9 protein-coding genes and 1 tRNA gene are annotated in these 11741 nt (G+C 68.7%); 7 read left to right on the top strand and 3 right to left on the bottom strand.

What is annotated here, in order from left to right; genetic code table 11:
- The first annotated feature begins 10 nt into the window (after positions 1–10).
- Together ACQ3HE_RS18355 and ACQ3HE_RS18350 are read left to right on the top strand one after the other, a co-directional pair.
- The gene (locus tag ACQ3HE_RS18355) at positions 11–1102 is read left to right on the top strand and encodes a hypothetical protein (RefSeq protein ID WP_430893758.1); all 1092 of its coding nucleotides are present in this window, start codon (positions 11–13) and stop codon (positions 1100–1102) included.
- A gap of 73 nt (positions 1103–1175) precedes the next feature.
- Positions 1176–2213, top strand: coding sequence for an alpha/beta hydrolase (locus ACQ3HE_RS18350; RefSeq protein WP_430893756.1), 1038 nt, complete (start codon positions 1176–1178; stop codon positions 2211–2213).
- Between the two features lie 342 nt (positions 2214–2555).
- On the opposite strand, the gene ACQ3HE_RS18345 is transcribed toward ACQ3HE_RS18350, so the two are convergent.
- Positions 2556–3044, bottom strand: coding sequence for a YajQ family cyclic di-GMP-binding protein (locus ACQ3HE_RS18345; protein WP_056014685.1), 489 nt, complete (start codon positions 3042–3044; stop codon positions 2556–2558).
- 53 nt (positions 3045–3097) lie between these two features.
- Here ACQ3HE_RS18345 and ACQ3HE_RS18340 point away from each other — a divergent pair, with 53 nt between their 5' ends.
- From ACQ3HE_RS18340 to ACQ3HE_RS18320, 5 genes are all read left to right on the top strand, one after another.
- Positions 3098–3862: a lytic transglycosylase domain-containing protein gene (locus ACQ3HE_RS18340; protein WP_430893754.1), complete on the top strand. Its 765-nt coding sequence runs from the start codon at positions 3098–3100 to the stop codon at positions 3860–3862.
- Positions 3863–3967: 105 nt separating this feature from the next.
- Positions 3968–4049, top strand: a tRNA-Tyr gene (locus tag ACQ3HE_RS18335).
- A 405-nt stretch (positions 4050–4454) separates the two neighbouring features.
- Entirely contained in the window at positions 4455–5726 is a 1272-nt protein-coding gene (locus ACQ3HE_RS18330; protein WP_430893752.1) for an HNH endonuclease signature motif containing protein, read from the top strand.
- Positions 5727–6098: 372 nt separating this feature from the next.
- Complete coding sequence (locus tag ACQ3HE_RS18325) at positions 6099–6926, top strand: inositol monophosphatase family protein (protein ID WP_430893750.1); 828 nt, start codon at positions 6099–6101, stop codon at positions 6924–6926.
- Between the two features lie 259 nt (positions 6927–7185).
- On the top strand, positions 7186–8388 hold the full coding sequence (locus ACQ3HE_RS18320; protein WP_159875709.1) for a M23 family metallopeptidase: 1203 nt from the start codon (positions 7186–7188) through the stop codon (positions 8386–8388).
- Positions 8389–8721: 333 nt separating this feature from the next.
- Here ACQ3HE_RS18320 and rfbB read toward each other — a convergent pair whose 3' ends face one another.
- Together rfbB and poxB are read right to left on the bottom strand one after the other, a co-directional pair.
- Positions 8722–9720, bottom strand: coding sequence for a dTDP-glucose 4,6-dehydratase (gene rfbB / locus ACQ3HE_RS18315; RefSeq protein ID WP_430893748.1), 999 nt, complete (start codon positions 9718–9720; stop codon positions 8722–8724).
- A 55-nt stretch (positions 9721–9775) separates the two neighbouring features.
- Positions 9776–11512 carry a ubiquinone-dependent pyruvate dehydrogenase gene (poxB, locus tag ACQ3HE_RS18310; protein WP_411556900.1) on the bottom strand — a complete coding sequence of 579 codons (1737 nt, stop codon included), beginning with the start codon at positions 11510–11512 and terminating at the stop codon, positions 9776–9778.
- Between the last annotated feature and the right edge of the window lie 229 nt (positions 11513–11741).

The following is an 11741-nucleotide window of genomic DNA, read 5'->3' as shown; positions in this document are numbered from 1 at the left end:
TGCTGGACGGATGACCGACCCCAACGCGCCCCAGAACGTCCCGTCGGAGCAGCCGACGTCCGTACCGCCGTCCGAGCCGCCGGCATTCGTCGCCGACGGCCAGCAACAGCAGCAGCCGCGCTACGGCGAGATGCACCCGGACCCCGTGCAGCAGCAGTGGGACCAGACGGGTCAGCAGACCCCGGCTCCGCAGCAGGGTGGCCAGTGGGGCCAGCCGCAGACCGGTGAGCAGGCGGGCCAGTGGGGCCAGCCGCAGCAGGGCCAGTACGGCCAGCCGCAGCACACCGGCCAGTACGGCCAGGACACCGGTCAGTACGGCCAGCCGCAGCAGACCGGTCAGTACGGCGCCCCCCAGGGTCAGTACGGAGCCCCCCAGGGCCAGTACGGTCAGCCGCAGCAGGGGCAGTACGGTCAGCCGCAGCAGTACGCGCAGGCTCCGAAGGCGCCGAACCCCCGTGCACGCGAGACGCGTCTCGCGCTCGTGTCGGTCGGCATCGCAGCGGGTATCGCCGCAGCCGTCGCCCTGGTGAGCCTCATCGGGTCCTTCTTCAGCATCTCGGAGTACTTCCCCGTCGGCGACGTCCTGCTGAGCTTCGGCGCGAACCTCGTCAACATCGCCCTCTGGGGTGCGGGAGCCGCACTCATCCTCATCATGGTCCGTCCGCTCACCCGCGTCCGCACTGCTCGCGACCTGATCCAGTCGGTCGGCATCGCTGCGGCCGTCGGCACCGGCGTCATGCTGCTCGTCGTGCTCATCGTCACCATCGTGCGCGGCGTGGTCGAGCAGTACGGTACGCCGGCGTTCTTCGTCAACCAGGGCTTCCTCTCGCCGATCCTCTACGGGGTCACCCTCGCGGGCTTCCTCACGATCGGCGCCGTACTCGTGACGCGGTTCGTCGCGCCCGAGGGCCTCGCCGACGCTCCGCACGAGCAGCACAGTGGTCAGCAGCACGGACAGCAGTTCCAGCAGGGTCAGCACGAGCAGCAGGGGCAGCACCAGCAGGGTCAGCACGACCAGGGCTCGCAGCAGCACGGTCAGGCGCAGCAGCCCTACGGACAGCAGCCGCAGGCTCCGCAGCAGCACAACCCGTACCAGCAGTAGTCGGAGGGTCGGGTGGTCGGCGCGCGAGCCCGACCATCCGACCACCGATCACCGGGCGCGGTAACGTGACGGTATGGCCGGATCTCGAGGGTGGACCGCCGACATCCTCGGCGAGGGCTTCCAGCAGCGCACGCTGACGCTCGAACCGGATGACGAGGGCGACGTCGTCGCGACCCTCGTCCGCTACCGGATGCCGCCCCTCGAACAGCTGGGCGAGTTCCTCCTGCCGGACGTCGCGGACGGTATCGACGTCCTCTACGTCCACGGCTGGTCCGACTACTTCTTCCAACGTCACCTCGCGCGATTCTGGGCCAGGCTCGGTGCGCGGTTCTACGCGCTCGACCTGCGCAAGTACGGCCGGAGTCTCCGTCCGCACCAGACGCCGGGATACGTCGACGACCTCCGCACCTACGACGAGGACATCGAGGCCGCGCTCGCGGTGATGGGGCACGGCTCCGAGGAGCACGCCGCCGGGCGACGGACCCGGCGCCGACTCGTCCTCCTCGGCCATTCGACCGGCGGGCTCACCCTGAGTCTCTGGACGGCCAGGAACCAGGATCGCGTCGCCGGTCTCGTCCTGAACAGTCCGTGGCTCGAATTCCAGGCGAGGCAGCTCGGGCGACTCGCGATCGCCCCACTCGTCCAAGCCGGATCGCGGATCGACCCACGTGCGCAGCTCCCTGTCGTCGACCTCGGGTTCTACACCCGCTCCGTGTCGAGCACGATGGACGGCGCCTGGGACTACGACTTCGCCTGGCGTCCGCTCCACGGCTTCCCGCTGCATCCCGGGTGGTTGAACGCGATCCTGCGGGGGCATCGGCTCGTCGACGCGGGCCTGCAGCTGCGTGTGCCGGCACTCACGCTGCTGTCGGCGCGGAGTGTCCTGCTGCCGCGGTGGAACGACGCGATGATGCGGAGTGATACGGCGCTCGACGTCGATGCGGTCGCGGAACGCGCACTCGACCTCGGCGAGACCGTCACGATCGTGCGCCTCGACGGCGCTTTGCACGACGTCTTCCTGTCCGAGGCGCCGGTCCGACAGCGCGCGTTCGAGCAGATCGTCGCGTGGGGACGTGGCTACCTCACGAAGCCGCCGCCCGCCGACCGCTAGCGTTCAGCGGGCGGGAGGTGACGTCGCGAGCCCATCGGTCGCCGCGGATCCGGTCGCCCGGCGGCGAGCCAGTCGGCGTAGCTGTGATTCGCGCCGATGGCGCACCAGCACGGGACACCGACCTCCTGGCCGGCGCGCGAGGTCCGGAAGAGTTCGAGATGCGACCCGTCCGCGGGTCTCTGGTGATCCACTGCTCCACTCCAACCATCGAGCCCGCTCGTGCGGGTACGGTTCGTCCGGCACTGTGCCGAACGGGAGCACGCTGGATCGGGTGCTCCGGTGAAGAGAGTGGTGCGGGGGCCGATCATGACGCGATCGAGGTGATCGACCGCGTCCGACCCGCTAGCGGTAGTTGACGAACTGGAGGTCGATGTCGAGGTCGGCACCCTTGAGCAGCGCCATGGTGGCCTGGAGATCGTCACGACTCTTCGACGAGACGCGGAGCTCGTCGCCCTGGATCTGCGACTTGACCGACTTCGGGCCCTCGTCGCGGATGAGCTTGTTGGCCTTCTTCGCGATCTCCTGGCTGATGCCCTCCTTGAGGGTCGCCTCGATCCGGTACTCCTTGCCGCTCGCGAACGGGTCGCCGACCTCGAGGCTCTTGAGCGAGATGCCGCGCTTGATGAGCTTGGATTCGAAGACGTCGAGGATCGCCTTCACGCGCTCCTCGGTGTTGGCCTTCATGAGGATCTTCTCGCCGCTCCAGGCGATCGAGGCACCGACGTTCTTGAAGTCGTACCGCTGCTCGACCTCCTTGTGCGCCTGGTTGAGGGCGTTGTCCGCCTCCATCTTGTCGACCTTGCTCACGACGTCAAACGATGAATCTGCCATGTGGACCATGGTAGCGCCGGTGCCGCTCAGGCAGGTGTGGTTGGCTGGATGCGATGCGCAGCCCGGTGAAGCAGGACCAGCGGACCATCGTCGGACGACGAGGGGCGCTCGCCGGAGCGACCCTGGCGATCGGTGTGCTCGTGTTGAGCGGTTGCGCTCCCGAGCCGGACCCCGTTCCGTATGCGGTTCCCGTCGAGCTCCCGCCGAAGAGCGACGCCCCTGACGGCGGTGTCGCGAATGTCGACCTCGCCGATCCCCAGTGGATCACCGAGGTCGCCGAGGCGAGTGGCATCCCCGAGCGAGCCCTGCGGTCCTATGCCGGTGCCGCCATCCGCAAGGCCGAGCTGACGCCGGAGTGCGGCATCGGCTGGACGACGATCGCGGCCGTCGGGTTCGCCGAGAGCGACCACGGTCGCCACGACGGGTCGAAGCTCGGCGAGGACGGTGTCGTGACGCCGCCGATCTTCGGTGTGCCACTGAAGGGTGGCGAGACCGAGGAGATCACCGACACCGACCAGGGGGTCATCGACGGTGATCCGGTCCACGACCGTGCCGTCGGGCCGTTCCAGTTCATCCCGCAGTCGTGGGAGAACTGGGGGACCGACGCGAGTGGTGACGGCGTGCTCGACCCGCAGAACCTCGACGACGCGGCGATGGCGGCCGCGAACTACCTCTGCCGGGCGAGCGACTACGACATGCGGACGGAGGACGGCTGGCTGAGCGGGATCCGGGCGTACAACTCGTCACCCGAGTACCTTCGCCGGGTCGCCGCCGCAGCGAACGAGTACGCCGAGGCCGTGCCGTCCGACGAGCGCTGAGCGGCCCGGTGACGGATGCCGATGCTGATTTCGCGTCCGGCGGTCTGACGGCTATATTGGTCAAGCGCTTTCGGTTGGCTGTTCGAAAGTCGGTCGGGCGCGCTTGGCGAGTTACCCTAGCGGCCAAAGGGATCTGACTGTAAATCAGACGGCTCAGCCTTCGGGGGTTCGAATCCCTCACTCGCCACGGACAAATCGCCTCATCCTCAGGATGGGGCGATTTTTCGTCGTGCCGGAGAGCCGGGCGGGAGTGGACTGCCGGTCCCTGGGCTGCGTCGCACTGAGCCTGTCGAAGTGTCGCAGTACCCACGGAGAACCCCACGGACCAGAGATGCCTCCTCCGGACCCTGACCACCCCTCTCCGGTCCCTGACCACCCCTCTCCGGTCCCTGAGCCTGTCGAAGGGCCACGAGGAACATCTCGCTGCGGCACGCCTTCTCCGGTCCCTGAGCTTGTCGAAGGGCCACGAGGAACATCTCGCTGCGGCACGCCTTCTCCGGTCCCTGAGCCTGTCGAAGGGCACACGAGGAGGCTCCCACATCCGAGAAGACTCACCATCTGGAATGTCAGTGGTCCATGGTGGACTTGTTCCATGACCGAGACCACCCTCACCGCGATCCGCGCGAGCGACGAGTACGCCGCGCAGCTCGCGGAGTTCTCGGACCACTACGCGGACATCCAGCGACGGCGTGCTGCTCTGGACGCCGAGGAGGCTCGGTTGCTCGCTCGCTCTGCCGCCTACGCGGACGCCTTCGCGGACGTCACGGTTCCGGCCGTCTTCCCACCCTCGGAACGGCAGGCGCTCTCCCGCCGGTCGACCTGCGCAGCCCTCGCGATGGCGACCCGCACGCCCGAGCGGACCGTGCAGCGGGCGACGAACGACGCCGAGCGTCTCGTGAACGACGCACCCGCCGTGCTCGAGTCCCTCAAGGCCGGTCGCATCTCGGCCCGGCACGCGCAGACGATCATCGACCAACTCAGTGACGTGCCGACCGCGGGGCGGGCGGCGTTCCTGGAGGCTGTGTTGCCGGCCGCGGAGCAGCTGACCAACGCGAACCTCCGCAGGCGCGCCCGTGTGCTCTGCGAGCGCCTCCACCCCGAGTCCATCACGGCGCGCGCAACCCGCTCAGAAGCGGACCGCCGGGTCGAGTTCGAGCCCGCCGCGGACGGCATGGCGTGGGTGCACTTGTTCACCACGGCGCCGATCGCGCAGGGCATCATGGAGCGCGTCGAGGCCGCGGCAGTGGAGTCACGCGCAGCTGGCGACACTCGCGCCTGCGGACAGCTGCAGGCGGACGCCCTGGCGGCGCTCGCCCTGACCGGCGTGACCCCGGAAGACGTGATGTCGAGCTCGGTGCTCCCGCATCCGATCGAGGTGCAGGAGCACATCAAGCCGACCGTCCAGATCACGGTCCCGGCGTTGAGCATGGCCGGTGTGAGCGATGCCCCGGCGACGCTCGACGGGTACGGCCCGATCGATCCTGAGATCGCGTCGCGCATCGCGGTGAACGCCCCGAGCTTCACCCGGATCCTCGTCCAGCGAGAGACGGGTGCGGTGCTCTCCGTCGGGCGCAGCCAGTACCGGGTCCCGGCCGATCTGCAACGGGCAGTCCGCCTTCGGGACGGCACCTGTCGCGCACCCGGTTGCGGCAGGCGAGCCAGAGCGTGCGACCTCGACCACTCGGTCGCGTGGGAAGACGGCGGGGCAACGGATGTCGGCAATCTCGCCTGTCTCTGCCGACATCATCACCGCATGAAACACCTCCCGGGATGGAACCTCGACCACGGGCCCGGCGGGGTCCTCGACTGGACCACACCCGACGGCAAACACCACCGGACCGAACCGGACCCCGCGCCGTTCTGATCCCCGCCGGTCCCTGAGCTTGTCGAAGGGTTCCTCGTGGGCACTTCGACAAGCTCAGTGACCGGGAGGGGTATGACCGGAACGATGAGGCGTCTTCGTGGGCACTTCGACAGGCTCAGTGACCGGGAGAGGCTTGCCCGGGAGGCACCGGTCCCTGAGCTTGTCGAAGGGCACTCGGGTTGCGCTGCCTCGGTGAGCGGGGAGAGGTGTGCCCGGAACCGATTCGGTCCCTGAGCTTGTCGAAGGGCACTCAGGTCGTGCCGCCTCGGTCTGCGGCGGACGTGTGCCCGGGTTCGCTCCGGTCCCTGAGCTGCAGCGCACTGAGGCGGTCGACGTGTCGAAGGGCAGGAGGGGCCGCCATAGGGTGGTGGGGTGACCGGACACGAAGAACTCCTCCAGATCGCCACCGACATCGCCGCAGAGGCCGGCGAACTGATCCTGCGCCGACGCCGGGAGGGCGTCGAGATCGCGGCGAGCAAGTCGTCGGTCGAGGACGTCGTGACCCGAGCCGACCGCGAGTCCGAGCAGTTCATCCGCGACCGCCTCCACGCTGCACGACCGGACGACGGATTCCTCGGCGAGGAGACCGGCAAGGAAGGCGGCGCGACGGGGACCTCCGGCCTGACCTGGGTCGTCGACCCCATCGACGGCACCGTCAACTACCTCTACGACATCCCCGCGTACGCCGTCAGCATCGGGGTCGTCGAAGGTGAACCGGACCCGGCCACCTGGACCGCCCTCGCCGGGGCTGTGGTGAACCCGGTCCTGGGTGAGCACTACACCGCCTCCCGCGGCGGTGGAGCGCGACTGAACGGCCGCGCCCTCGAGGTCAACCGAGGCGTGGCACCGAACGTGGCGCTGCTCGGCACGGGCTTCTCCTACACCGCCTCGCGTCGCATGGAGCAGGCAGCCGTGCTCGGCGCCCTCCTCGGGACCTTCCGCGACGTCCGGCGGATCGGCTCCGCCGCACTCGACCTCTGCAGCGTCGCCTCCGGCCGCCTCGACGCCTACTACGAGAGCGGCCTGAAGCCGTGGGACCAGGTCGCGGGCGCGCTCATCGCTGCCGAGGCGGGCGCGACGGTCGCCGGCTTCGACGGTGCTCCGGCCACCACGCAGCTCATCATGGCCGCCGATGCACCGCTGCTCGCGGTCCTCGAACGGCTCCTCGTCGAGCAGGGCTTCGCGACGCCGATCGGGTGACACTCCATGCGCGCTGCCGCCGCTCGCGGTAGCGCTCCGGTGGCGACTCGTTCATAAGAGAACTCTCATATGCTCTCTGACCAGGGATTTAGTGGGTAAAACCGAGCACTGCCATGGCTTTTTCAGCCTCCCGTTGCTAGCATTTATGCATTCGTTACCTTCGCGTTCCCCCGCGCGGACGGACCTCGAGATCTTCCTGTTAGCCCATTGAAAGGCCCCCGCCCCCTTGTCACGCCATGCAAGCCCTGAGGACACCCCTGTGCTCCCCGACCCTCAGGACCCGCAGAACACGTCTGTCGAGAACAGCGCTGCACCCGTGCAGACGCCGCCGCTCAGCCGCCGTGAACTCCGCGAACGTGAGCGTCAGGCGGCGGCCGCCCTGGAGCACCAGGAGTCCGTGCTGCAGGAGCCGACGCATGAGGCCAGCGCCGACCAGGAGGAGACGGCCGCGGCCATCGACCCGGTCGACCAGATGATCGCCGAGGCGATCGACGCCGTGCACACCCCCGACGTCGCCGACATCGCGCCGGTCGAGGCAGAGCCGCTCATCGCCGAACCGGCCGTGGCCTCCGACACCACTCCGGCCACCGAGTCCATCACGGTGACGGTCGACGCGTCCACCGTCGACGCTCCCCGTGCACGCCGCGCAGCTGCACCGAAGCCGGCCTCGAAGCCCCGCGCATCGTCCCGTCCGTCCGCCGCACCGGCGTCGCCCCGCCCGACGACCATCGCGCGCAAGCGTCGCATCACCACCAAGATCTTCGCGGGTGCCGCGATGGGCTTCGTCGCCCTCATGGCCGTGGCCACCTCGGTGCCCGCCAACGCGCTGCTCACCGCTGAAGACGTCGCGACGTCGGTGGCCGAGGCCTCGCAGGCCGAGCTCGGCGACGGCAACGGGCTGAGCAACCAGGCGTCGCAGTCGCTCGACAGCGAGGGATCGGCTGAGCTGACCTTCACCCGCGACGACTACACGACGAGCACCGTCGAGGAAGCCGCCGCCGCGATGGGCATCCGCCCCGCGAACACCTTCACGAACAACCCGAACGGGACCATCCAATGGCCGTTCGCGGTCGGGGTCACCATCGGTGACCGCTTCGGTGCCCGCGACTGCGCCGGCTGCTCGAGCGACCACCACGGCCAGGACTTCAACCCCGGCAACGGCGCACCCATCCAGGTCATCGCCGACGGCGTCGTCCGCCACGTCGAAGACGGCGAAGGCTCGCTCGGCGTCAACGTCATCGTCGACCACACCATCAACGGCCGCCTCGTCTCGAGCGTCTACGCGCACATGCAGCACGGCTCGGTCCGCGTCGTCGAGGGGCAGGCGATCAAGGTCGGCACCATCCTCGGCCTCACCGGCAGCACGGGCATGTCCACGGGCCCGCACCTCCACTTCGAGATCCGACTCGACGGCGTCACCTGGGTCGACCCGCTCGAGTGGCTCTACGCGAACGTCGACTGACGCCACGGAACCCAGTGAATTGACTGCCTCGCCCGACTCCGGGCGGGGCAGTCGTGTTTTCACCCCGAGGGCGGGTGCCCTTCGACAGGCTCAGGGACCGGGGTGGGTGTCCGAGACTGCGGATGGGGTTCTCGTGTGGTGCGGCGTACTTCCTTCGGTCACTGAGCTTGTCGAAGTGCCCACGTGGTACGCCGCCCTTCGACAGGCTCAGGGACCGGGTCTCCAGGCTCGGGGCCTCAGGGAACCCGGGGTTGGGGCTCGGGGGTCGGGGCACGGAACGACGAAGGCCCGCCCGGCTGATGCCGGACGGGCCTTCGTGACGGTGTCTGAGGGCTACTGACCCTGCTCCTGGTACTTCGCCTCGGTGGCGGCCTTCTGCGGCTTCCACCACGACTCGTTGTCGCGGTACCAGGCGATCGTGTCGGCGAGGCCGGACTCGAAGTCGCTGAACGCCGGGGTCCATCCGAGCTCCGTGCGCAGCTTCGACGAGTCGATCGCGTAGCGGAGGTCGTGGCCCGGACGGTCGTTCACGTGATCGTAGGCGTCCGCCGGCTGACCGAGCTGGGTGAGGATGAGCTCGACGACGTCCTTGTTGTTCTTCTCGCCGTCGGCACCGATGAGGTACGTCTCGCCGATGACCCCCTTGTCGAGGATCGTGAGGACGGCGGACGAGTGGTCGTTCGCGTGGATCCAGTCGCGTACGTTCTCGCCCGTGCCGTACAGCTTCGGGCGCTCCCCGCCGAGCACGTTCGTGATCTGGCGCGGGATGAACTTCTCCACGTGCTGGTACGGGCCGTAGTTGTTGGAGCAGTTCGAGATGGTCGCCTTGACGCCGAAGGAACGCACCCACGCGCGGACGAGGAGGTCGCTGCCGGCCTTCGTCGAGGAGTACGGGCTCGACGGGTTGTACGGCGTCTGCTCGGTGAAGCGCTCCGGGTCGTCGAGCTCGAGGTCGCCGTAGACCTCGTCGGTCGAGATGTGGTGGAACCGGGTGCCATGCTTGCGAGCCGCCTCGAGCAGCGTGTACGTGCCGATGATGTTCGTGTCGAGGAACGGGCGCGGGTCGTGCAGGGAGTTGTCGTTGTGCGACTCCGCCGCGTAGTGCACGACGGCGTCGTGACGGGCGAAGAGCTCGTCGACGAGCGTCGCGTCCTGGATGTCGCCGACGACGAGCTCGAAACGATCGGCCGGGAGGCCGTCGAGTGAGGCGCGATTGCCCGCGTAGGTCATCTTGTCGAGGACGGTCACCGAGTGATCGGTGTTGTTCAGGACGTAGTGGACGAAGTTCGAGCCGATGAATCCGGCGCCGCCGGTAACGAGAAGTCTGGACACGGTAGACGAGTCTACCCGGCGGTCTCTGGATACCGCGGGGGAATCCGGCCGTCGCTCAGTGACCGGGCAGGATGCGGCGCAGCAGGTTCGTGTTCGCGAGGTCGAGCAGTTCGTCGCCGCGGCCCGACATGACCGTCCGGAGCGCGTACAGGGTGAACCCCTTCATCTGCTCGGCGGTGATCGTCGGCGGGATCGACAGTTCCTGCCTGGCGGTCACGACGTCGACGAGCGCCGGACCGTCGTGATCGAAGGCCCGACGGATGGCGCCCTCCAACTCGCTCGCCCGCTCGACGCGTTCGCCGTGGATCCCCATGCCCTCCGCCACACGCGAGAAGTCGGGGTTCACAAGGTCGGTGCCGAAGTTGACGAACCCGGCGGCCTTCATCTCCAGCTCCACGAAGTTGAGCGAGGAGTTGTTGATGACGATGATCTTCACGGGCAGCTTGTTCTGGGTGAGCGAGATGAGTTCGCCGAGCAGCATGGTGAGTCCGCCGTCGCCAGCGAGCGCGATGACCTGACGGCCGGGGTGGGACGCTTGCGCGCCGAGCCCGTGGGAGACGGCGTTCGCCATGCTGCCGTGGCTGAACGAACCGATGAGTCGACGCCGCCCGTTCATGGTGAGGTAGCGCGAGGCCCAGACGACGGGGGAGCCGACGTCGGGGATGAACACGGCGTCGTCCGTCGCCAGCTGGTCGACGACCTTCGCGAGGTACTGCGGGTGGATCGCCTGGCCGTCGTGGTCCGCGGTCGCGAGGTCGTCGAGGCCCTTCCGCGAGCTGCGGTAGTGCTTGAGCGACTCCTCCAGGTGCTTGCGGTGCGTCTTGCGCTCGAGCTTCGGCAGCAGCGCGTCGAGCGTGTCCCGGACGGTCCCGACGAGCGGCAGGTCGACCGGGTGCCGCCGGCCGATCTGCTCACCGCGGATGTCGACCTGGATGACGGTCGCGTGCTCGGGGAAGAACTGCGGATAGGGGAAGTCGGTGCCCAGCATGAGGAGGACGTCGCACGAGAGCATGGCGTGGTAGCCGCTGGCGAATCCGAGGAGGCCGGTCATGCCGACGTCGAACGGGTTGTCGTACTCGACGTGCTCCTTGCCGCGCAGGGCGTGGACGATGGGGGCGCCGAGCGCGTCCGCGGTCGCGATGAGCTGCTCGTGCGCTCCGGCGACTCCGGCTCCGGCAAGGATGGTGACCCGCTTGCCGCCGTTGAGCAGGCGAGCGGCCTCGTCGAGTTCGTGCTCCGACGGCAGGATCCGGGGTCGCGTCGCCCGGATGGCGGCGACGTGCTCCGAGACCGCGTGCTGGAGCATGACGTCGCCCGGGACGACCACGACGGCCACGCCGCGGCGCTCGACCGCGGTGCGCATCGCGATCTCGAGCACCCGCGGCAGTTGCTCCGGCTGGGAGACGAGTTCCACGTAGACGCTGCACTCACGGAACAGCTCCTGCGGGTGGGTCTCCTGGAAGTAGGTGGTCCCGATCTCGGAGCTCGGGATGTGGGCGGCGATCGCGAGCACCGGTACCCGTGAGCGGTTCGCGTCGAAGAGGCCGTTGATGAGGTGCAGGTTGCCGGGGCCGCAGCTCGCCGCGACGACCGCCAGCTCGCCGGTCAGCTCCGCTTCCGCCGCCGCGGCGAAGGCGGCCGCCTCCTCGTGGCGCACGTGCACCCAGTCGATGCCGCCGGAGGAGCGGAGAGCATCGGTGAAGCCGTTCAGGGAGTCGCCGGGGAGGCCGTAGACGCGTTGTACACCGCTGGCCTGGAGGGTGGCGACGACGGTTTCAGCGACAGTGGACATGGGTGCTCCTCGCAGCAGACGACTCGGCCCGGGTTCCCCGGCCCTCTCCATGGTCCTCGTCGCGGTTCGGGGCCCGCAAGGGAGCATCGGGGTCTTGCAGACGCCTACCAGGTGCGCTAGCCGTTCTCAACACTCCGACACGAATCCGCCTGAACGACGAACGCCTTGTAACGTGGTTGCTGGAACAGCCTGCCGAGAACACGGTGGCGCGGCCAACATCGACTGCACC

Origin of the sequence: Plantibacter auratus (genome assembly GCF_050587365.1) — a bacterium.
In the GTDB taxonomy this organism is placed as follows: Bacteria; Actinomycetota; Actinomycetes; order Actinomycetales; family Microbacteriaceae; genus Plantibacter; species Plantibacter auratus.
This window is presented reverse-complemented; position numbering and strand designations above follow the sequence as displayed.

Bases quoted from the DNA above. Each gene is read 5' to 3' on its own strand.
- ACQ3HE_RS18355 (WP_430893758.1), top strand. From the start codon at position 11: ATGACCGACCCCAACGCGCCCCAGAACGTCCCGTCGGAGCAGCCGACG.
- ACQ3HE_RS18350 (WP_430893756.1), top strand. From the start codon at position 1,176: ATGGCCGGATCTCGAGGGTGGACCGCCGACATCCTCGGCGAGGGCTTC.
- ACQ3HE_RS18345 (WP_056014685.1), bottom strand. From the start codon at position 3,044: ATGGCAGATTCATCGTTTGACGTCGTGAGCAAGGTCGACAAGATGGAG.
- ACQ3HE_RS18340 (WP_430893754.1), top strand. From the start codon at position 3,098: ATGCGCAGCCCGGTGAAGCAGGACCAGCGGACCATCGTCGGACGACGA.
- ACQ3HE_RS18330 (WP_430893752.1), top strand. From the start codon at position 4,455: ATGACCGAGACCACCCTCACCGCGATCCGCGCGAGCGACGAGTACGCC.
- poxB (WP_411556900.1), bottom strand. From the start codon at position 11,512: ATGTCCACTGTCGCTGAAACCGTCGTCGCCACCCTCCAGGCCAGCGGT.